Below are 22,672 nucleotides of genomic sequence, written 5' to 3'. Positions count from 1 at the left end.
GAAATATATGAGTGAGCACATATAAGCTCATTCATTTTTTGGTAAAGGTATTGGGTAAAATAGTTAATTATAGGCTGCATCGGCCGGATGCAGATGTCAGGTGAGTCTGCCGACTATCACTAAATGCTATGCTCCTCAGCCCAGTCTTTTAATTGCTCTAAAATATTCAATGCCGTTCGGCCAAAGTCGGTAATGGCATAAGATACCGCAATAGGGCGGTCGTTAATCACGTGGCGCGTCACTAATCCTTGTGTTTCTAATTCTTTAAGGCGTTGATCAACCATTTTTTTGCTGGCACCGCCTAACATGCGCGCTAAATCATTAAATCGCACCGGACCATCTTGTAAATGCCACAGTATTGAGGCTTTCCATTTTCCGCCTAACACCCGCATTCCACGCTCAACTAAGCAGGGTTCTGCACACGGGTTGATAACTTTTTTCTGACCGTTATCCATTGTTTCAACTGTTGTTTTCATTATTCTTACCTAGGTTACCAAAAGTATACTAGTTGCTTTTATATCCCATAGTATCAAAATAGCGTTATTAATCGTATTTTTATCTTTTTATGTAAGCTGAATTGTCGTTACGTTAATCAAATACAGCTAGTTTCTAGTGCTAGTTGAGGGTAAAACGATAATCAAGCAAACATTATTTTCCACTAAGGAATTTTTGTTTTATGGCAGTATTAACCTCGTACGATCCCGCAAGTTATCGCAAAATCGGCAATGGCGATGATGTTGAAGCCACCGCCATTGGCAGCGTTGAAACCTTAGCCATTGAACAATTGCCGACCGTAATAGCGTCAGCCAAGGCTGCGCAAAAAGATTGGGCTAGCCTACCAATGGCAGAGCGTGAGCAATATGTGGTGAAGGCTTATCAACAGCTGGTGGCGGTGCAAGATGAGTTAGCGACGTTAATCAGCCAGGAAATGGGTAAGGATTATCGCCGTGCCACCTATGAAGTTGGCGGCACAATACAAAACGCCGCCTATTTTGCCAGTGAAATAAGCGAGGCATTAACCACAGAAAAACTCGATAACCACACTGAATTACACTATCGACCGCTAGGGATTGTTGCGGTAATTTCCCCGTGGAATTACCCGTTAGCCATGGCTAATAACTTATTGATGCCAGCACTGATGGCCGGCAACAGCGTGATATTAAAGCCGTCGGAAGAAACCCCATTAGTGGCCGAGTTATTTATTAACACCCTGAATAAGGTGTTGCCAAAAAATGTATTGCAACTGGCACAAGGCGATAAAACACTTGGCCAAGCATTGGTGGCAGCAGATATCAATATGGTGGCATTTACCGGGTCAATGGCGGCAGGTAAACACATTATGGCCAGTGCAGCACCGGGCTTAAAACGTTTGGTGATGGAACTGGGTGGTAACGACCCTGTGATCGTAATGGCCAGCGCCAATATAGATGCCGCGGTGAGGTTTGTGGTGGCCAGTTCATTTGAAAATGCCGGGCAAATGTGTACCTCAACTGAGCGTATTTATGTGGATGAGCGTATAGCGGATGAGTTTGAACAAAAGGTAGTTATGCTAGCCAGTCGCTACCAAGTGGGTAAATGGGATCAGCCTCAGGTGAATATTGGTCCCATGGTTAACCCCACGCAGCATCTAAAAGTACTACAGCAGTTGCAAGATGCTAAAGCCAAAGGCGGGGTATTTTTACTGGGCAGTGATGATTATCCGTTACCCTTTATTCAGCCAACCGTGGTGAGCGGGATAACGCCAGATATGTTACTGGAGCATGAAGAAACCTTTGGCCCTGTGGTGGCAATAAGTCGCTTTAAGCAAATAGATGAAGCAATCAGTCGCGCGAATGACAGTCATTATGGATTAGGCGCTGTGGTATTTGGCGGCCAGGGCGCAAAAGCGGTAGCAGAGCAGCTTGAGGCCGGAATGGTCGGCGTTAATCAAGGTGCGGGCGCAGGCAACGCGCCTTGGGTTGGTGCTAAGCACAGTGGTTTAGGCTTTCATGGCACAGCTGCAGGCCATCGCCAATTTGCCCAGGTACGAGTAATGAGTTACTAGTTTTTGTTTTCTGGTTTTTTATTTTTGGTTTAAAGGTGTAAATAGATGAGCACATCGAGTGTAAATTCAGATTATTTTGTCGTGGCACATGAACCCGGAGCAGAGCATCCAGCGCTGCCGACCTGGGCGAATCATCAGGCCAATGTTGCTAAACTTAACGACACGTCCTTAACACAGCCGAGTAAAAAAATGTTAGCCGAAGTACCGGGCGCATTTCAATTACTTAATGTGCTGTCGGCAGATGAGTGTCAGCGGTTAATTGCGGTTAGTGAGTCAATGGGTTTTTTACCGGATGCTGCGGTATCTTTACCTAGAGATGTGAGACACAACGATAGCTTAACCTGGGTGGTTGATAACGCTACTGAACAAGTTATTTGGAATAGAATTAAGCACTTAATGGACGATAATCTGGGCATTTTTGCCGGTAAAGCAGCGTTAGGGTTAAATAACCGTTTTCGATTTTACCGTTATAACGAAGGGGATTATTTTAAGCCTCATTCCGACGGCTCCTGGCCTGGTAGCCAAGTCATAAACGGTGAATTAGTGCGAGATGCTTTTGGCGACAGATACAGTCAATTGACCTTTTTAATCTTATTAACAGAAGACTTTGAAGGTGGTGCAACCCGCTTTTTAGTCAATGCCGATAATCCACAATTACCAGCCAAGCGTGGTGATAATGTTAAAACAGTAGATATACGAACCCCAGCGGGCAGTGTTATTTGTTTTCCACATGGAATGCATCCGCTACATTGTATCCACAGTTCTGAGCCCATTTATAAAGGGGTGAAATACATTATCCGTACCGATATGCTGTTTGAGTTATAAATGCTATTTCGGATTAGCTTAGTTGTACGGTCATAAGAAATTGGATAGAAATTTAAGCCTGTCCTGAACGGCAACAACGCAATAGTTTGATATGTTATCTGAGGATCAATGTCATTTTTTGATAGTAAAGTGTATTACTTTTAAATGCTCATTTGGACAAAAGCGGGTTGGAAGATTTGTTTTTATAAAAGTTTGCCTTGACCAGACTAAATTTTAAAACTCAATTAAATTTTCATGGGCGTCAAAGAGTGACTACAAGTGCAGATGATCCAGCGAGACGCCGCAAGCACCTCCATGTGGGCTTAACCAAAACATCCTTGTTTTGGATACTCGCTGGCTCATCTGCACCTGAATTTTTATCTCTTCGATTTAGCTTCATTTGTGATTGTAGTAAAAGCTAAATCAGAACAAGAGTTAACTCGTTTTTGGACAAAAATGAGATAGAACCAAACTCTAAAAATGACGACTAGTGTTAGGTAAAGTATGGGAATCGAATATTCGATAACGAGCCTGTAGAATTACTCGTTTTTAAATTCATTTTGATTAATGAACAAACAATATCTGAGTTTCTATTTTGATTCAATTATTTAGTGGTGTTTAGATTACTATTTAACATGCTGATGTATTGTTGTTTTTAGAGGGAGTATAAGGCAGGTTTGGTGAGTTTTTGAGGTGAAAAGGGCTTACCCTTCTTAGTGCATCGTGTGTTGCAGCTTTTCTATGTTGTGAACAAGGCAATACAGTTGCCACTGGGCATTAACTTTGACTTGGCCGCGTAAGGTCAATTTATTCATCCCTTTGTTGACCGTAATATTGCCAAACACAGGCTCAATGCAACCCAGTCGTTTGCTATATTGCCGCCGCCCCATTGGGCTGTCTATTTTCACTTTCATCTTGTCGGTGTAACTCAGTTTTTTCCGTGATTCATTATTTTTAAACTGCACTTGCCGCCCCGTTTTTATCGGCGGTTTTCGCATGCATTGCTGTTGCAGCGGACAGATTTTGCAATCTTTTAAATAACCGCAGAATCGGGTGTACTCTTGGTTATAGCTTTTGACATTGATACCACTTCGCCACATCTCATTGCCTGCGGGGCATCGGCAGGTTTGTGTTGCTTCGTCATAATGAAAATCATCTGAAGTAAACAATCGAGGCTTGCCGTTACGTCGTTTTAACCTACGCTTTTCTTGCTCGGTTTCGTAAGTTTCACTTTCTTGAAACAACGGGTTTCGTTTTCTAAATTGATTGTCTGCGATGTAGGTATCAAAGCCACTTTGTGCCATAAATGCCAGATTAGCTTCACTGTTAAAGCCACTGTCTGCGGTGAATTTTATGGTGTGCTTTTGTGAGGATTTATCAGGGTTAAGTTTATCGAGCTGTTGGGTTAATTGCCTTACTGCAGGTTGAAGCGTTTGTTGTTCACCCACACTTCCCCACGCTTGTGCTTGTAAGATAATTTGATGTTTATCATCGTTTATCGCAATACCATTGTAACCTTGAATGGTGCCTTTGGATGTCGTCATCTTTGCGCTGTCGGGGTCGGTTATATTGCTTTTTACAGGCTTGCCTTGGCTGCCTATTTTTTCTTGGTGTGTCGCGAGGAATACCGTGATTTTATCCGCACTTTTATCCAACTTTTCTTTTTGTTTTAAGTCTTGTGTGACGAGCTCTTCACTTAGGCCATCTTGCGCTTGATGACGCTCAATAATGCGTTTGCTTGCCCGCGCTAATTTCGTTTTTTTACGGCCGAGTTCATCGAATGTACCACTCCATTCTTTGCTCGCATTTGACTTTAACTTACAACCATCGATGGCAAACATATTACGACCTATCAAACCCTCTTCGTCACAAATCATCAGCACTTGGGTAAACAAGGGCTCTATTTGTTCATGCATTTTAGCCACAAAACTTGCTATGGATGTGTAATGTGGCTGTACATCACCCGACACGCTCATGAACAAAATATTGTTTTCACACGCCTTAGCAATGCGTCGACTGCTAATTAAACCATGCGCATACCCGAGTAAAATAATCTTCAACATCACAGCCGGTGAATATGCTGCTGCACCCGTTTTATCATTGTGATACCAGGCATCAAACCCCGATAAATCGAGTTTATTTTCGATAATATAACAAAGGGCATACTCAAATGTACCAGGCAGAATTTGCTCTGAAAAATTGATGGGGATGAATTTACTTTGGCAGGATAAGTCAGGTTTGTAGTTCGCCATGGCATTTTTGCTTTCGGTGAATAATATCTATTAGATCACAGACACCGATACGCAACAAGCTCAAAAAACAACCAATTAACTTTATTTGTAAATAGACGTTAAAAACGGCTCTTGGGGAGAAATTCTACAGCCTCAACGCTTTGCTAATTGGCTGCCGCAGCGTAGCGTAGGCAGTCCAGTGGAGGCCACGCTGTTTGTGGCCGGAACGAAATTAAGCAACTTGTTAACTGGAAATTCTAATAATCTTATTGTTGCTGCCAATTTCAACATAGTTAATTGAAACACATTTACCATTTGTTAAGAAATTATCTGTATGAAGCCTGCTACTGAAATAGGGACCACCTTCATAACTGTTAACGTTAAATACAACGTTATTTACTTTAAAAGACTCTAGTACCACACCTGATTTAGGTGACTCCTTTCGGTACTCCACAATACAACCTTTGACTTGAGAAAATGATTTTTCATCAATTATATTTTTTAATCGAATTATCTCTGCGAAGTCAGTAATTGAATCAATAGAAAACAAAATCATTAAGATAATAAAAATTCGGACCAAGACTACTCGTTTAATCTTTGTAATATCTGCGAAAATCTGAGAAACAACAGGATATTTCAGCACCACAAACATTAATATCAATACAGGTACAAGCTCTATAATGTGATCTAGGCCATTACTGACTGGCGCTTCGAAGTAGATGCTCAAGATTTGCTTTTCCAGTTAACGCCGTTTTAAGCGGCGAGTAATAGCTTGCTAAAATGTGAAACGAAGTGGAACCGAGCAAGCTGTTACGAGTCCGACTTGAAAACCCTTGTTATGTGTACTTGCTGAAGTCTGCTTCTTCTTTTAAAAACTCACCAGACTTTAATAAAACCTGCTCAATATCACTTATAACCTGAGCATTATTATTCGCTGCCATAATAAAGTAAGCCCAAATATCATCGTCTAACTCATAAACCCCGTTTGGGTACTCCCAAAATGAAATAAACTCATCAGTAGCAAGTCCAATGCTTACAACATCTAGACTGGGATGTTTTTTAGGTTTAGCCGATAGACCAACCTCCAATATTTTTTGAATGTTAGGATAACCTTCACTTCGATGGTCACCCCAAAACTCAATCAAAAGCTCTGTCGATTTATGGCCGGGTCGAACTCTAAACTTTTCCATGGCACCTTGTACACATAACGCCCCGCTAAGGGGAAATTTATAAGTTGGCTAAAATTGTTGAACGGAGTGAAAACAGCCAACTGTAAATTTTCCCTCTTGAGCGCCTTGTTAGGTACCTTCTGGCACCTCACTAAAAGAATATGAAACTTCATACCCATTACCTTTACAGTAATTACCATACTCAACAACAAGCACAGCATTTTTTAAAATATTTCTATTGTAAAATATGCCTGTTAACCAACCACTTTCATCATCAGAAGTTTCAAGTTCAGGAAAGAATAGTAAATCAGGATTATTTATATCTCCGACTAATACCATAGAGCCATTGTAATTAAGATCTTTATACGAAGAAGCAACCGAAAAAATGTACTGAACACCGTTTGGTATCTTGTATATAGATAAAACTTTATCAGATTTAACACGACCATCAACTTTCGAATTACAAAAAGGTGTATCCGCATATGTTGTAAATGAAAAAACAGCATAAATTAAGAATATAACTATGACTTTCATTAGGTACCTAACGCCACGTTAAGCGGCAAATAATAGCTGGCTAAAATGTGTGAGGCACGAACAACAGCTAGCTGTTATTTGTCCGTTTGAACGCCTTGATACTCATTGAGCCCCCTCCCTAGCAAGCCGCATCAGCGGTATGCTTAAGGTGACCAAACCAACAGGAGAAAGCTCAATGAGATTTTATAATAACTCACATCCATACTACTGTGGTATCGATTTACATGCACGCTTACTTTATGTCTGCATCATTGATTCTAAAGGGGAAGTTGTCGTCCATAAAAAGATTGGCGCTGACAAAGATGACTTACTACTCATACTTGAACCCTATATCGGCAATGTCATTGTCGGGGTTGAGTGCATGCATTGTTGGTATTGGGTGTCTGATTGGTGTGCTGAACTGGGTATCGACTTTATTCTAGGTCATGCCCTTTATATGAAAGCGATTCACGGCGGTAAAACTAAGAACGATAAAGTCGATTCATTTAAAATTGCCACACTGCTGCGTGGTGGCAATTTTCCAATAGCCTACGATTACCCAAGTGAAATGCGCGCTGCGCGTGACCTGTTACGTCGACGTATGAAGATTGTTCGTCACGGCGCTATGCTTAAAGGTCATGTGGTTAACACCAACAGCCAATACAACTTACCTGCCACTGACCTAAACCTTAAAAACATCTCTGCAAGACAAAAAATGCGGGAGCAATATCAAGATCCTATTGTGCAACGTAATATTGATTTAGACATGGCGCTACTTGATTGCTATGCCAAAGAACTCGCTCAAGTTGAATGGTTCATTGAAAAACAAGCCAAAAATCATAATCCCGTGTATCTAGAACTACTTAAAACAGTACCTGGCATCGGTAAGATTTTATCGCTGACTATCCTCTATGAAATTGGTGATATCAGTCGATTTGAGTCAGTGCAAAAGTTTGCTTCATACTCTCGATTAGTCAAATGCAAAGCTGAGTCTGCGGGTAAAACCTATGGTACTAATGGTAATAAAATCGGTAATGCTCATTTAAAGTGGGCATTCTCTGAAGCTGCTGTGCTTTACCTGCGAGGCAATGATAAAGCCCGTAACTATCTTAATAGATTACAAAAAAGAATGAGTAAGGCTAAAGCGTTATCTGCACTGGCACATAAGCTTGGCCGTTGCGTCTATTTCATGTTGAAGAACAAAACGGTGTTTGATGAACAACGATTCTTAAAAGGATAAGTCGCGCAATAAGGTGAGCTGAACATCTAACTAGATACTCTTGAAAAGAGAAGCGAGCATGAACGTGAATGATGTGGCTAATGAAGCAATGACTTCTCACCATCATCACTATGCCAAATGCTATTTAAGCTACATTGCCTTGATTAGACACCTTATTGGCGCGCATTAATGAGTACAATCACCAAAGTCGTTTACACCTTAAATGAGCCTGAAACTAACTGTGCACAAAGCACCTCTGACTTGAATAGTGCCATCTTAGGGTTAACCGATAAATGTCTAGTGCCCCTGATATTTCAAAGGATTGAAAAGCGTCAGGCAGCGATAAGATCGCACTAAGAGAGCCTCTATATGTGTTTGCTGTAAACGATGATTTGACAGCTAACTGACAGACGAAGTAGATGAATTTGTTGATTGATTTTAATTTGACTGCAAAAGCAGTCAAATAAGTTAGGCTCGCCTATTGACTGGCGGAAGGCTCATATGTGTTAGGTGTATTTTATTGCTAAATCCCCAAGCTTTTCTTTTGCTTTGAATATATCTTTTCCAACTACAAAAACACGGTATCTTGGATCATTAACCGAATTGTAAGCTGGTATATCATTGCGAATAGATTGGATAGAAAATTTCTCTAACTTATTTTCCAATTCTTGAGCTTCCGCTTCTTTTGTATAAAAACCTACTAAGTGCCAATGATCTTGTTCTAGAATGTGATCATAAAAAAATTGGCAAGCCTCAGTTTCTGACGAGGATGTAAATATGGGTTTAGAGTCTATTCCTCTTTCAAAATAAAAAACAGCCCATTCACCCCAAAGCTTATCCAAGCAATAAGCATCACTTTGGCGAGATAAAACGGCAAAGCTTTGTGGTGTACAACCCTCTGCTAGTAATTTTTCACTTAACTCTGCTGCGAACACTTTATACACCTAACAGCGTATTAGCGAGAATTCCGATAAACATCCTGAGAAGCTCACCAAAACACAACATCCAAATCGCTTTAATTATTAATAATTTTAGTAACTTATCAGCTTAAATAACCCAAATCAATCACCTTTTAGTCTAGGCAAAAGCGAGAATTTAGATAATCGAGAATAATACAAACTCGTTATGCAGCGCAGATTTGTTAACAAAAATCAGCTAATTCAATTAGATAGAATTATCCTTTAGGTAAAACCGAGAATTTTCGCAATTACATAACGAGAAACAACACTGTTTTTTTAACACAAATGAATTATAACTGTATAAAAACACAGTGTACTGTCGCAAAGATTTTATGATGTTAATCGTAGATAAATTTATATCAAAATAGTGCTTCCATAAACTAGCGATAACTATGTTCGAGCAAAGTTTAAATTGGATTTTCTCTAACAAGCTTTGGGGCAAAAGTGAGTTAGTGTTTTGAAATAATCTTATGCCACTCACTCTTTAAAACTTGCCGATTAAGCAAATACTCGAAAGGTTCATTATGGTGATTTGCGAGCCGACCATCCGACCCAGGGATGGGTCGGTTGAGCTACAAGGACTTTTTTATTTCGAAAGAATGCTGCGTGTCGATGAGTAAATGCCATGCTGAAGTTATATAAATAATCTTCACGTTAAATTATTTACTATGAGCGAAGCCCCATGTTTATAGTGGCCGCAGGCTATATACCTAATCTAACTTTGGATCTTAAATGCATTAGCCTAGCTTTAGCACTAAGCTAACCCGTTTGATTTTAAACCACATTAATTAGCTGACTGGGGTACTGGCGCAATCGCATTATTTGAAGTGGTTGTGGTAATCGCCCAAATACTGTCTGGCTCACCATGATAAGCCCTGTATTTAGCTTTTTTAGCTGCGCTGAAAAATACGATTGCGAATATAAAAGCGATGACATCAACAATCGCGGTATTACCATCAAATGCTAAGGTGGCTGTCGATAGTGTTGAGAACAAAATCGATGTTAGCGGGATCAACAGACAAGCTGCAGCCAACACATACAGTAAGTGAATAGCAGCAAGTGCTGCTCCCCGATAAAAGCTGTATCCAAGCGCAATAAAAAAGATACTGTAGTAACAGCCTAAGTAATAATGGTTAATTGGCAACGATAAGAAATACAACCATTTACTTGCTAGCATTGTAATAGCGACTCCTAACATTGAGCCAACACAAATTCCAATCGTTAATGATGACATTATGCGAATCGAACGTGATTGAATTGCTTGTTTTTGCCTGCGTTTTTCAAGCCAAAGTAAGTTGCCACTGTAAAATAAGAATGCGCCCATTAATCCCAATGCAAAATACATCCAGCGTCCATAATTGCCCGCATAATTACCAAAATGCAATGACACAAAACTATTGACCATAGGGCCGAATATCCCATCTTCTGGCTGGCTGATTGAGGTATAACCTTGCTCTAGAGTATAAGGGTGAAGATACAGCACATCGGAATATGCGCCACGCTGTATTCTGCCAGATGATGCCAACTGTATTGCTAAAGTAGGCGATGTTGAAGATAGTTTGCTGAATTCTAAGCGGCTAACCTGGTGTTCTGGTGCAATTGCGTTAGCTTTATTAATATAGGTTTCAATGGAATGTAACTCACTAATAGAATGAGTTATTTCGCTTTTTTCTTGCTGTGCAAATAAAGGCTTGTCGCCATATACCACAGTTAACCCACCATAGAATGGGTCATGAAATGCAAACACAAATGCTGTCCATGCAATGATGATATGAAAGGGTAAACTCAGCACACCGACGACGTTGTGACTATCAAGCCAAAAACGTTTATTGCCCTTATGGGTTCGAAGCGCTAATAAGTACTTTACCAGTGTCGGCAATAGGATAATAACCCCAGAAATTAGCGCAATAAAATACAAGCCAGCGGCAACGCCTAGTATTAGCACCCCAATATCTTCATGGCCTAATGTACCTGGAATTCCTGCGGTACGATGGAGCTTGTCAATTAACGCCCCGAGTTTATTTTGATCACTTACCTGAGTGACTAGATTAGTATTTTGATCAAAAGCAGCATGTTTAAGTTCATCGTCCAGTCTAAGGCCTCTACCGCCACCTTTTTCATACCAAGATAGTGACGATGCGCCCTGTTCAAGGTTAACAATAAATCCTTCATTGACCTCGGGAAATTCTTCCATAGCCTGCGTAATTAAATTGTCTAACTCAATTGCTGGCGTATGATTTAAGTAGGCTGAGCTGGGGGTAGCCCACTGGGTTATTTGGGGTTTGAACAGCGTTAATGACCCAGCATAAAAGGCAATAAACAGCACTAGTCCAGTCGTAATGCCTGTCCAGGTGTGAATTGATTGGTAAGTTCGTAATATGTCTGAGCGAATTTTCATTGTAACCACCATAAGCTCGCCAATATAAAATAGACGATAAGGTTAATAAATAGCATGTTGAAAAATGCGCTGCGTGCGGATTTAAAAAGATAAATAAGTGCCAAAATAGGTAACCAAATCAAACTGATTAACCACATATTAAGTTGCACTTTCATCGGCGCATCAATGCCGCCAGGCCCAAACCAAGCAAAAATAGCGATAATGCCGTAGCTCAGTAATAACCCCAGCACTATGGCGATAATGGTCTTTGACCACCAGTGTGGCTGAATTCGATTTTCAACGGTTAAGCGTGTCATCAGTGGCGCCCCTTTGGGGACAAAAGTGTTAAGAAGGGGAGGCTAATCATTAAGGTGATGATGGTAAAACACCAGGTAAAAAATGCCGCTGTGGGACTTAATATTTGCAACCAGCCATACAGTGACACAAACAAAGCGCCAACTCCGCAAATAGCATATGCCATTGGTAAGTTATGTTTCAGTAATCGCTGATGTTTACTAGAAATATAGCAAAGCGTCACGCCGGATATGCTTAGCGCGATAACAAGGATTTGAATAAGTAACACCTAAGAATTTCCATTTCATCATTTTATATATTTCGATATTAATATAAATGCAAATCATTCGCAATTAGATTTGTTGTGGTGTGTGATTGGTGTCTGTGGTTCTATGTGTATGCGCGAAGTTAAGCCACCTAGGCGTTATTCTTTATCATCATAGAGTATCAATTACACAAATCTGCTTGTGACGAACTCCCATTCATTTAGCAATATTACCAATAAAAACAGGGGTTTTATTTGAACCTCTGTGTAAAGTCAGTTAGTGTTCCGTCAACTGCAAATACGCGAGTATTAATGCCCACTTTAAAGCTAGTAGCGCGTAAATAGGTAAGCTAACCGAGTTATGGGAGGGTGGCTAAATTTATTTTAAGGTCTTGGAAAAAACAGGTTTAAGGTTTTTAATATAAACAATTCGATAAGGAGTTTTACATGAGCGAAAAAATGAACCCGTCAGCGTTAAATGCATTGAAAATTGCTTTTACCTATATGCCAAAGTCAATTGAAGTCACTAAATATGAATATGGTGATGATTATCAAAAAATATTAGATCACATTGAAACAGTAAGGGAGACTTTACTGATAAATGATGTTGATCCTGAAGAAGTTTATGGTGATATAAATCCTGAAAACACACCTAATTCATCCTATTGATTAAGTGATGTTGATTGTTGTCATACCACGATTATTGGCAGTATTCAGCTTGTTAAATTTAAGCCACATGGCTGCGCACCATTTTCTATCAAGTAATCTGTATGCCAGATGAGGCCCCTGTTTTATGGTTAACATTTGGAGTGTAATTATTAACTCATTTTATTGAGAAATGGGTTAAAAGTTATCTATTCAGCCATCAGCCATCAGCAACTCAGAATCTTATCGGATCGACATCATTTCGCCTTAATAATCCTTATGTTTTATGAAGTATAAGTGTCCGTTCGGACACTTACTTAATAACCGGACAGTTATTAACCCTGTCCGCGGACACTTTTAGACTGTCCTGTTATCTTTTTAAATGACTATCATAATGAAAATTAACAATAAATAATAATTGGCATAGCTTGTGCTTTGTCTTGGTATATATGTGAAAGGTGTGTTGTTCGCACCGACCGAGGAACCAAGATGATTAAAGATACCAGCAGCCAAGATACGGTTATAACACCTAAGTTAGGTCGTAAACTGCGTTTGCCTTTGATAATAGGTGGCGGTGCAATATTGATGAGTGCATTAGTGTGGGCGAGTTTAGGCCAAGACAGTTCAGTGCGATCAGTTGATGGTGCCGATTTACGTTTAGCAACCCTTATCCGTGGCACCTTGGTGCGCGATATTGCCACTACAGGGAAAATTGTGGCTGCTAACGCGCCGATTTTATACAGCACTGAAGAAGGTGTGGTGACGCTATTAAGTCAGCCTGGCGATGAAGTGGAACTTGGGCAAGTAGTTGCCAAGATTGACAGCCCACGTTTACAAAGTGAACTGCAACAACAGCAGTCATTACTTGAAGGTATGCAGGGCAGTTTAGAGCGTGCCAAATTAGATGCTCGTCGTGAGCAATTACGCGTTAGCCAGATTTTAGACATGGCCAAGGTAGATTTAGAGGCCGCGGATCGTGAAAGCCGTCGTGGTGATCAATTAATTGAATCGAGTTTAATCAGCAAAATCGATTTTGAAAAAAGCAAAGATGATTTACACAAAGCCAAATTGCTACACAAACACGCTCAGCAAGAAGTCGATTTAATGCGCGACACACTGACCTTCGAAATTAAAAATCGCACCCTTGAGGTAGAGCGCCAGGCTCTCGTTGTCAGTGAGTTAACTCGCCAGGCAAATGCCCTCAATATCATCGCCCCTGTTAGCGGCATTATCGGTAATTGGCTGGTGGAGCAAAAAGCGCGTATTGCAGCTAGCCAGCCAATATTAACCGTAGTCGATTTAACCGCCTTTGAAGCCGAACTGGCCGTGCCGGAATCTTATGCCGATGAGCTTGGGCTAGGTATGGATGTTGAGTTGAGTTTTGGCAGCGTCAATGTGGTGGGGCAGTTGTCGTCAATATCGCCTGAAGTACGTAACCGTGAAGTCACTGCCAGAGTGCGCTTTGCTGATAGTAATACCTTGTCTTTACGTCAAAATCAGCGTTTGTCAGCCCGAGTATTATTAGAAAATAGACCCAATGTGTTGATGGTCAAGCGTGGTGATTTTCTTAACCTTGGCGGTGAAGTGGCCTACCAAGTGAGCGAGTCTATTGCGCAGCAAAAAACAGTCAAACTTGGTGTGCGCAGTATGAGCCAGGTTGAAGTGCTTGACGGTGGTGAAGAAGGTGAGGTGTGGGTGATATCAGGCACTGAAAGCTTTAAAAATCAGCCTAAAATTCAGATCAGATAAGTTAATTACTAAAAATTTAACGAGTAAGGGGATCCCATGTCAGTCATACAACGCAAACAGCTTATTGAACTAGCCGCTTTATTTCTTTTGGTCGTGGCAGTGATTTATCGAATTGATAATCATACTGACTGGTTATCGGTGAGTTTGCACTTAATTGATATGGGCAGCCATTTATCGACTCAACTCTTAGGTGATAGTCACACGGTCAGTATCGATATTGCTATCAGCTCACTTGCCCAAATTAAATTGCTGCTTTAAGTCTTTTTTACGTCAGCAGAATAGATGTCGACAGAATTTGAATTAACCGCATTTACATCAAGAGTATTGCTCTTAAGCGCCATCAATACTGAGGTGTTACAACCGATTAAACTAAGGAAAGCCAGTATGTTATCCATGAAAAATATCAGTAAAGTATTTAAAACCGATTTAGTTGAAACCCATGCCCTGCGTGACTTTAACCTTGAAGTGCAAGAGGGCGAATTTGTGGCAGTAACCGGTCCCTCTGGTTCAGGTAAAACCACCTTTTTGAATATTGCCGGTTTACTTGAAGGTTTTACCTCTGGCGAGTTCAGCCTTGATGGCGTTAATGTGTCGAACTTAAGTGACAACAATAGCGCCAAAGTACGCAATGAAAAAATTGGTTTTATCTTTCAGGGATTCAACCTTATCCCTGATCTTAACTTGGCCGAAAACGTCGAAGTACCGCTGCGTTATCGCGGTATGAAAGCGAGTGAGCGTAAGCGCCGAGTTGAGTCAGCATTAGAACAAGTGGGTTTAGGTGCACGGATGAAGCATTTACCGACCCAGTTGTCTGGCGGGCAGCAGCAAAGGGTCGCGATAGCACGTGCCTTAGCAGGCGAGCCAAGGTTTTTACTCGCCGATGAGCCAACAGGTAACCTAGACAGCTTAATGGCGCGTCAAGTGATGGAACTACTTGAAAATATCAATCAACAAGGCACCACCATTATTATGGTCACCCACGACCCAGAACTTGCCCGCCGTGCCCAGCGCAATATTCAAATTGTTGATGGCCAAGTGTGTGACTTTTCGATGTACCAACAAGCTGCTACGGGCACGCGTTAATCGCATAAGGAGCGCATTATGTTTTTTTACTATTGTGATTTAGCGTGGCGAAGTATTCGAAAAACACCGATGTTATCGATGTTAATGGTATTAGCGATTTCAATTGGTATTGGCATTACCATTACCACTTTAAACGTTTATAAAACCATGTCTTACAACCCTGCAGGCGATCGCAGCGAGGTGATTAACTCGGTTCAACTGTGGAGCCAAGGCTTAGATACCTGGGATGAGTTTAGCTCTAACATTACCTATATGGATGCGATGAACTTACGCAATAATGTAGAGCTTGAATTGAAAGCAGCGACGTTTCGTACCGGCTTAGCACTGCAGTCGGACAACCCCAAAATCGAGCCGGTATTAAATAGTGTGCGGGTGACCGATAGGGACTTTTTTAAGATTTTTTCAGTGCCATTTCTATATGGTCGCTACTGGGATGCCAGCGTTGATTTACGCCCAGCTTACCAAGTTGTAATTAGTCAAAAACTGAACTTACGCTTTTTTGAAGGTAAAAACAGTGTCGGTAAAACCGTATTTTTAAACCGCAAACCTTATCAAATTGTTGGGGTAATTGAAGACTGGAATCCACAGCCCAAATATTATGACCCACTAAACGGCGCGTTTAATGAGGCTGAAGAAATCTTCATTCCATTTTCATTAACGCCGCAAGAAGAGTTTGAAGTGTGGGGTAATACCAATGGTTGGAGAACTGAACCCATGCTGACGTATAACGATAGATTAGTGTCAGAAAAAATATGGATTCAATTTTGGACCGAACTTAACACTGTGGAACAAAAGCAAAGTTATCAAGAATGGCTAACCCGTTATGTTGAGCAGCAGCGCGCTATAGGTCGATTTACCGATACCGCTAAAACAATCCCAGAATTGGTGCAAATTAGCGACGTGGCTAAATGGCTCGAAGACAATAATGTAGTACATAAAGACACCAAAATTTTAGTCGGATTAAGCTTGATGTTTTTAAGTGTGTGCTTGGTGAATATTCTCGGGCTGTTGCTTACCAAGTTTTTAAAGCGAGCCCCAGAAGTGGGTGTTAGACGGGCTATTGGTGCCAGCCGCAGACAGATTTTCAGTCAATACATGGTTGAAGTCGGCATGATTGGCTTTATTGGTGGGGTGATTGGTCTGTTATGGGCATGGGGGTCATTAACTGCGTTGCATGCTTATTTCGAAGTAGATCAAAGTTTGACAGGGCTTGATGCCAGTATGTGGTTTATCACCCCGCTTATTGCGATTTCTACCGCGGTATTAGCGGGTGTATACCCTGCGTGGGTGGTGTGTCGCACTAAACCTAGCGTGTATTTAAAAGCCCAATAACTCCAGTAAAAGTTAAAAAGGACATCGCCATGTTACATATAAAACCGATTTTATCCAGTTTAATGCGCAGTAAAAGTGCGCCTGTTTTACTGTTACTACAGATTATTTTGTCTGTCGCTATTGTGGCTAACGCCAGCTTTATTATTAACGAGCGTTTGTCGTTAATGCAGCGAGATTCGGGTTATGCTGAAGATCAAATTCTTACTTTTAGTGTATATAACTTTGACCCAGCTATCGACAATGCTAAGCAAAACCAAGTGGATCAACAAATTTTACGCTCGCTGCCCAATGTGATTGATGCCAGTTCAAGTAATATGCTGCCGTTAAGTGATAGTGGTTGGATGGATCGCTATACCGACAGCCCAAACGAAGATACCGCTAAAAGTACTCCAGGTTTTGCATTTTATTTAGGTAACGAGCATTTATTGAATGTCATGGGAGCAAAACTGATCGCCGGACGTAATTTTAATGCTGACGAGATAAATACCAACTTAGATGACAGTGGCATGCTAGCGTTAGTGTCGCAGCCCCTAGCTAAAGCGTTTTGGGGGGATGAATCGCCATTAGGTAAAACCGTGTATCAAGGTGATCAAGCTGTAACGATTATTGGCGTGGTAGAAAAACTGCAAGGAGCTTGGGTTGACCATGAAAACTTTGAATACAGTGTTATTCAAAATATCGACTTTGGTGGTTATGGCAGTAATAAATCCTATATGGTGCGAGCCTTACCCGAGCACACCAAAGGCTTAGAAGAGGCCATTCGCAAAGCGTTTCATGCAGAAAATCCAAATCGGGTGTTGGATAATTTTCAAACAGTGGCTGAACTGCGTGACAGAACCTATAGTAACCATCGTTTAATGGCGACGGTATTGAGTATTATGGTGGTGTTATTGCTATTAATTACAGCACTGGGATTAACCGGGATGGTGATGTTTAACATTCAACGCCGCACCAAACAAATAGGCACACGTAGAGCACTAGGAGCGCGCAAGCGCGATATTATTCAATACTTTATGGTCGAAAACTATTTGATATGTATTGTCGGTGGCGTTATCGGCGGTATGTTAGCATTAGTGCTTGGACAGCAATTAATGTCACTTTATAGCTTGCCTATGGTGCCAGTGATTTATCCTATTATGTCTGTGATTGGTTTACTGGTTGTGACGACCTTTGCAGTAATAGTGCCGGCAGCCAAAGCCGCTAATATTTCACCTGCCATGGCAACGCGCAGCGTTTAATATGCAAAACGGCGCTTGTACTTAACAATAGCGTGACAGTGAGGTCTTTTGTCATGTTATTGTTTATTGCCTTTTGTTTTAAATGTTGATTGTATAAACAGACTTTTGTGTAAACATGTTTTTGTATAGCTGCAACCTAATTGGACTCAAATAAACTCTAATGGATAATATTTTAATTGTTGATGACAATCATGCCATTTGCCAAGCTCTTGCGTTAATGATTGAGCTGCATGGCTATCAGGCTATTTTTTGCCATTCACCTGAAACGGCAGTTGAGATTGTTACCAACAAAGAAATCAGCTTGGTTATTCAAGACATGAACTTTAGCCGTGACACCACCTCGGGTGAAGAGGGTAAACAACTGTTTTACGCATTGCGTCAATTGCAGCCTAATTTACCGATTATTTTAATGACAGCTTGGACTCAATTAGAAACCGCTGTCGAGTTAGTCAAAGCAGGCGCCGCCGATTACATGGGTAAACCTTGGGATGACGCTAAGCTGCTCAACAGCATTAGCAATCTATTATCTATTTATCGTTTGTCTCAGCAAAACAGTCAATTAACTCGGATAGACAGTGAACGTATGTCGGCCATTAATGGTGCTAATTTATGTGGTTTAGTGTTTGGCAGTGGTGCGATGCAGCGCTGTGTTGACTTGGCACTGCAAGTTGCGCGCTCCGATGTGTCTGTGATGATCACTGGTCCCAATGGTGCGGGCAAAGACAAAATAGCCGATATTTTACAGGCCAACTCGCCATTAAAAGACAAACCCTTTATTAAGGTCAATATTGGCGCTTTACCAATGGACTTACTCGAAGCCGAATTGTTCGGCGCCGAAGCGGGTGCTTTTACCGGCGCGAATAAAACCCGTATCGGCCGTTTTGAAGCGGCCGACGGTGGCACATTATTTTTAGATGAAATTGGTAATTTGCCATTATCAGGTCAAGTGAAACTATTACGAGTATTACAAACTGGCGAGTTTGAACGTTTAGGTAGCCATCAAACCCGCAAAGTGAATGTGCGGGTGGTGAGTGCCACTAACGCTGATTTAGCCGACGATATAGCCCACGGACGGTTTCGTGAAGATTTGTTTTACCGCTTAAATGTGATTGAACTGAATGTGCCGCCACTCAATCAGCGTCAAGATGATATTTTACCCTTAGTGAAACACTTTATAGGTGCGAATTTTAGCCTTGATAAGTCGACCCAACAGGCGTTACTTACACACAGTTGGTCGGGTAATGTGCGCGAATTAGAAAACGCCTGTAAAAGGGCGGCGCTGTTAGCTAAATCAGCACTATTAACTATTGATGACTTTGGCTTGATGGCGATAGCTAATGGCGGCGCAGCTAACCAGCATGCGCTTGTTGTTGAACATCAACTTGGTCAACAAGAACAGGGCATTGATGATATTCAGTCGATTTGCGAACCGGATAAGCAACAGCTAGAAGACGCCTTAGTGCAATATAATGGCGTCATTGCCAGAGTGGCAAAATCCTTTGGTCTAAGCCGACAAGCCCTTTACCGTCGTATGGAAAAATACGGTCTTAGGGTGACTAAATAATGATGTTATCGCTACGTGCTAAATTGCTATTCAGTAACCTGCTAAGTTGTCTTTTGGCTTCGGTGTCAGGCGCTTTAGTGTGGTTTACATTGGGTGATGACACCTTATGGTTGGCCATTATTGTGATGCTGGCGGTGTGTTATTTTTGCAGTATGTGGCTAACAAGACGGTTAAGTGAAAGTCTGCAAGCATTGGAAATCGGTCTACTTAACTTTAAAGATAATGATTTTAGTGTGTCGCTACATCCCTACGGCGAACCACAATTAGATGCGCTAGTGAGCTTATATAACCAAGCGTCGGCAAAATTGCGCAGTGAGCGACAGTTTATTTATCAGCGCGAGTTAATGCTCGATAAAGTGATTCAGAACTCACCTAATGTCATGCTATTAATTGATGATTCCCAGCGAGTCATTTACGCCAATGGCGCCGCAAGGCATTTGTTTAATCAGGGTGTCAAAGTAGAAGGCATGTTGTTACCTGATCTTGTGGTGATGTTACCCGACACGCTTAAAGCGGCGTTAAGCAGTGAGCAAGAAGGACTGTTTTCGATGGGCGGTAGCGGGGCCGATGGTGTTGATAGTCATTCTAATACTGATGCTGACAGTAGCGACGTTGAAACCTGGCATATTTCTCGTGGCCGCTTTACTCAAAACAATCAGCAGCACCATTTAATTTTGCTTAAACAACTCACCAAAGAACTTAACCGTCAAGAAGTCGCTGTGTGGAAAAAGGTGATTCGAATTATCAGCCACGAGCTGAACAACTCGGTCGCACCCATTGCTTCTATGGTCAACTCCGGTAAGTTTTTAACCCAGCATTTAGACAACAGTAAGCTGCAATTAATTTTTGATACCATCGAAAATCGCACCACACACCTGAGCCAATTTATCTCTCATTATGCCCAGTTTGCTAAATTGCCGTTGCCACAGAAACAGCTGATTGATTGGCCAAAAATGACTCTGCAGTTAGCACAGCAATACCCATTTAAGGTGTTGTCGTCTTTACCGCAAACGCCAATTAAACTTGATGCGGTTCAGTTAGAGCAAGTGCTGATTAACTTGCTGAAAAATGCCCATGAGTCTGGTTCAAGTGCAGAAAGCGTCGCGCTGATTTTTGAACAGATAACCCACCCCGTAGTGGGTTTATTAATAAAAGTGGAAGATGAAGGGAGTGGCATGTCTAGCGAGGTATTATCGCAAGCATTGTTGCCGTTTTACTCAACTAAGCAGTCTGGCACAGGCATTGGTTTGCCCTTGTGCCGCGAGATTATTGAAGCCCACGGTGGCCGAATTAGCATGCAAAACCGCGTAGAAGGCGGTTTAAGTGTCAAGGTTTGGTTACCTGTACATCAGGGTTAATAATGTAATGGTCACTCACCTCCATTAGGCTTAAAGTGCAAACACTTCTGCGACACGCACATCCCTGTGGGCTCTACGCCAGCATCCATGCTGGCAAAGGCCGCAGCCGCGTTTACACTGCGCCATTAAACACCTTCGATTTGACCTTATAGTAGTAAGTCAGAGTAAGTCACTGTCTTTAAAGTGAATTTCAATTTCCGGTGCGACAAAAAATCTTGCATCTTAGATTACAGAAAGTAGCTAACAAACTAGATTAAAGTGAGAACTTATGGACAGAGTCGGCTAGCTCGTAGACCATCATCGAGCACACCATTTAGAGAAGAAAAAGCCATTCAATCATAGCGCCTATAAACTATCCTGAAATGTTTACCCTGGCCCCACTAATTCACTGGATCGGATGGTCAGCTCGCAAACTACCATGATGAATCTTTCTGATGTTGGTTTTAAAGAGTGGGCTGAATGGGATAATTTAAAAAATACTAACTTGGTTTTGCCCCAAAGTTTGTTTGGAAATATGGCCTGCGGCCACCAACGTCGTGGCGCTTCACCCACACCAGACCAAGAGGGTATCAACAGCAATACCCTCTTGGATCACCCTGCCGCCCCTGACGAAAAATGCTGAAAAGCGCATAATTTTCGATGGGGATCGATCCAGCTTTAAACTTCATCTGTATCCGGCTTCGGCCATTGTCGAAAAGTCCTAACGCTTCCGATGAGCCGTCCCTGGCCCAACGAAAGCTAGCGTGGCATCCATGCCAAGCTCACGGCCTTTTCTCGATGACCTCAATTCAAAACGGACATCCCAGCTTTTCTTATGGAATTGTTACAAATGAAGTTAAATCGAAGAGGCGAAAATATCATCTGCACAAGAGCCTGCGGCAGGCAATTGATTAGATTGAAGTCACGAATTGACTTAACCTACCCAATATAACTTTTATTAAAACATTGAATTAAAGCTATAGAGTAGATTAAAGTATGAACACTTAAGGACAGAGTTGGGTTACCTCGAACACAATCATCGAGTACGCCATTTAGGGAAGAAAAGCCATTCCATAACATGTACCTATCAACTGCCCTATAAAGTTTACTCTGACCAACTAATTTCTGACCCAACTAATTTTGGACTAAGCGCCACAACGGTCATAGCTATGTACAAGACCTAATAGGTTTAATATAACTAGATTTATCTTCACCAATCTCTAACACGTTAACGTCTTCCATAAAGGTAAAAAACTCATCATTCTCATTAAGTTTTAAAAACACGTTTAATTCATTATTTTTAACAGAAAACTGACTATTTTTACATACAGATACGACGCTAAGATTAAAGCTTCCTCCGCCATCGCTATTGTTCATTCTGTATTTTTTTACAAGCTCCTGCCCTCGAAGCATTTTTAACGTATCATCTTGACTCAATTGCAAAGTATAAAAATTACTGTCTCGATTTATTTCTTGTGTTAACTCATTAGGTAATACGTATTTAGCATTCAATTTTACAAAATACTCGTCCTCAAAATTATAGTTTGGGTCATTCGTTGTAAATTCAAACTTAATCACTACGTCGTTATTACTAACCACGATTCCATTAGGGGCTTGAACCGCGACAACTATCTCACTTGGTTCAAGTTCTAGCGGATTGACACTCATCATTTTATACATTGTTGTTAGTGGAATACTGCTGCATCCAGTAACAGCACAAATCATCATTAAAAATATAAAAATAAATCTACGCTTCATAATCCGTTAATACCTTACTAAAAATTAATAGTACTGAAATCCATTTTATTAGTTTGATAAGCACAACTAAACCTCTAATAGTTATACTCAT

The 22,672-nt window shown here is 41.2% G+C and carries 20 protein-coding genes; 12 read left to right on the top strand and 8 right to left on the bottom strand.

Annotated elements, in window-relative coordinates; genetic code table 11:
• Window positions 1-119: 119 nt before the first annotated feature.
• On the bottom strand, window positions 120-476 hold the full coding sequence (locus ACRWQM_RS14050) for a winged helix-turn-helix transcriptional regulator (RefSeq protein ID WP_434930386.1): 357 nt from the start codon (window positions 474-476) through the stop codon (window positions 120-122).
• A gap of 200 nt (window positions 477-676) precedes the next feature.
• Between ACRWQM_RS14050 and ACRWQM_RS14045 the strand changes: the two genes are divergently transcribed.
• Together ACRWQM_RS14045 and ACRWQM_RS14040 are read left to right on the top strand one after the other, a co-directional pair.
• A complete protein-coding gene (locus ACRWQM_RS14045) occupies window positions 677-2,044 on the top strand; it encodes an aldehyde dehydrogenase family protein (RefSeq protein ID WP_434930385.1) in 1,368 nt (455 codons plus the stop codon).
• Window positions 2,045-2,089: 45 nt separating this feature from the next.
• Complete coding sequence (locus ACRWQM_RS14040) at window positions 2,090-2,869, top strand: prolyl hydroxylase family protein (protein ID WP_434930384.1); 780 nt, start codon at window positions 2,090-2,092, stop codon at window positions 2,867-2,869.
• Between the two features lie 692 nt (window positions 2,870-3,561).
• Here ACRWQM_RS14040 and ACRWQM_RS14035 read toward each other — a convergent pair.
• The 3 genes from ACRWQM_RS14035 to ACRWQM_RS14025 all read right to left on the bottom strand — a co-directional run bounded on the left by ACRWQM_RS14035 (window position 3,562) and on the right by ACRWQM_RS14025 (window position 6,782).
• Window positions 3,562-5,100 (bottom strand): transposase, encoded by a 1,539-nt coding sequence (locus tag ACRWQM_RS14035; protein WP_434930383.1) that lies wholly within the window; start codon window positions 5,098-5,100, stop codon window positions 3,562-3,564.
• 815 nt (window positions 5,101-5,915) lie between these two features.
• A complete protein-coding gene (locus ACRWQM_RS14030; protein ID WP_434930382.1) occupies window positions 5,916-6,269 on the bottom strand; it encodes a hypothetical protein in 354 nt (117 codons plus the stop codon).
• Window positions 6,270-6,377: 108 nt separating this feature from the next.
• A complete protein-coding gene (locus tag ACRWQM_RS14025) occupies window positions 6,378-6,782 on the bottom strand; it encodes a hypothetical protein (RefSeq protein WP_434930381.1) in 405 nt (134 codons plus the stop codon).
• A gap of 175 nt (window positions 6,783-6,957) precedes the next feature.
• Here ACRWQM_RS14025 and ACRWQM_RS14020 point away from each other — a divergent pair, with 175 nt between their 5' ends.
• Window positions 6,958-8,001: an IS110-like element ISShfr7 family transposase gene (locus tag ACRWQM_RS14020; protein ID WP_434930380.1), complete on the top strand. Its 1,044-nt coding sequence runs from the start codon at window positions 6,958-6,960 to the stop codon at window positions 7,999-8,001.
• A gap of 485 nt (window positions 8,002-8,486) precedes the next feature.
• On the opposite strand, the gene ACRWQM_RS14015 is transcribed toward ACRWQM_RS14020, so the two are convergent.
• From ACRWQM_RS14015 to ACRWQM_RS14005, 3 genes are all read right to left on the bottom strand, one after another.
• Window positions 8,487-8,915 (bottom strand): SPOR domain-containing protein, encoded by a 429-nt coding sequence (locus tag ACRWQM_RS14015; RefSeq protein ID WP_434930379.1) that lies wholly within the window; start codon window positions 8,913-8,915, stop codon window positions 8,487-8,489.
• An 808-nt stretch (window positions 8,916-9,723) separates the two neighbouring features.
• Window positions 9,724-11,337 (bottom strand): PepSY-associated TM helix domain-containing protein, encoded by a 1,614-nt coding sequence (locus tag ACRWQM_RS14010; RefSeq protein ID WP_434930378.1) that lies wholly within the window; start codon window positions 11,335-11,337, stop codon window positions 9,724-9,726.
• Entirely contained in the window at window positions 11,334-11,633 is a 300-nt protein-coding gene (locus tag ACRWQM_RS14005; protein WP_226410871.1) for a DUF2070 family protein, read from the bottom strand. Before ACRWQM_RS14005 ends, ACRWQM_RS14010 begins: the two co-directional genes overlap by 4 nt.
• Window positions 11,634-12,322: 689 nt before the next feature.
• Here ACRWQM_RS14005 and ACRWQM_RS14000 point away from each other — a divergent pair.
• The 9 genes from ACRWQM_RS14000 (at window position 12,323) to ACRWQM_RS13960 (ending at window position 21,466) form a co-directional block, all read left to right on the top strand.
• Entirely contained in the window at window positions 12,323-12,544 is a 222-nt protein-coding gene (locus ACRWQM_RS14000) for a penicillin-binding protein (RefSeq protein ID WP_434930377.1), read from the top strand.
• Window positions 12,545-13,009: 465 nt separating this feature from the next.
• Window positions 13,010-14,269 (top strand): efflux RND transporter periplasmic adaptor subunit, encoded by a 1,260-nt coding sequence (locus tag ACRWQM_RS13995; RefSeq protein ID WP_434930376.1) that lies wholly within the window; start codon window positions 13,010-13,012, stop codon window positions 14,267-14,269.
• A 36-nt stretch (window positions 14,270-14,305) separates the two neighbouring features.
• On the top strand, window positions 14,306-14,527 hold the full coding sequence (locus tag ACRWQM_RS13990; RefSeq protein ID WP_434928439.1) for a hypothetical protein: 222 nt from the start codon (window positions 14,306-14,308) through the stop codon (window positions 14,525-14,527).
• Window positions 14,528-14,653: 126 nt separating this feature from the next.
• Entirely contained in the window at window positions 14,654-15,352 is a 699-nt protein-coding gene (locus tag ACRWQM_RS13985) for an ABC transporter ATP-binding protein (protein WP_226416011.1), read from the top strand.
• Window positions 15,353-15,370: 18 nt separating this feature from the next.
• Window positions 15,371-16,684 carry an ABC transporter permease gene (locus ACRWQM_RS13980; protein ID WP_434930375.1) on the top strand — a complete coding sequence of 438 codons (1,314 nt, stop codon included), beginning with the start codon at window positions 15,371-15,373 and terminating at the stop codon, window positions 16,682-16,684.
• 29 nt (window positions 16,685-16,713) lie between these two features.
• Window positions 16,714-17,922: an ABC transporter permease gene (locus ACRWQM_RS13975; protein ID WP_434930374.1), complete on the top strand. Its 1,209-nt coding sequence runs from the start codon at window positions 16,714-16,716 to the stop codon at window positions 17,920-17,922.
• A 160-nt stretch (window positions 17,923-18,082) separates the two neighbouring features.
• Complete coding sequence (locus ACRWQM_RS13970) at window positions 18,083-19,486, top strand: sigma-54-dependent transcriptional regulator (RefSeq protein ID WP_434930373.1); 1,404 nt, start codon at window positions 18,083-18,085, stop codon at window positions 19,484-19,486.
• 2 nt (window positions 19,487-19,488) lie between these two features.
• Window positions 19,489-20,844, top strand: a complete 1,356-nt coding sequence (locus tag ACRWQM_RS13965; RefSeq protein WP_434932038.1) for a sensor histidine kinase — start codon at window positions 19,489-19,491, stop codon at window positions 20,842-20,844.
• 418 nt (window positions 20,845-21,262) lie between these two features.
• On the top strand, window positions 21,263-21,466 hold the full coding sequence (locus ACRWQM_RS13960) for a hypothetical protein (protein ID WP_434930372.1): 204 nt from the start codon (window positions 21,263-21,265) through the stop codon (window positions 21,464-21,466).
• Between the two features lie 524 nt (window positions 21,467-21,990).
• Here ACRWQM_RS13960 and ACRWQM_RS13955 read toward each other — a convergent pair.
• Window positions 21,991-22,581, bottom strand: a complete 591-nt coding sequence (locus ACRWQM_RS13955) for a hypothetical protein (protein WP_434930371.1) — start codon at window positions 22,579-22,581, stop codon at window positions 21,991-21,993.
• Window positions 22,582-22,672: the final 91 nt, after the last annotated feature.

This window comes from Shewanella sp. HL-SH5 (genome assembly GCF_051163755.1).
Taxonomy (GTDB): Bacteria; Pseudomonadota; Gammaproteobacteria; order Enterobacterales; family Shewanellaceae; genus Shewanella; species Shewanella glacialimarina.
Note: the sequence above shows the minus strand (reverse complement) of the source record. Positions and strands in the feature narration are given on the sequence as shown.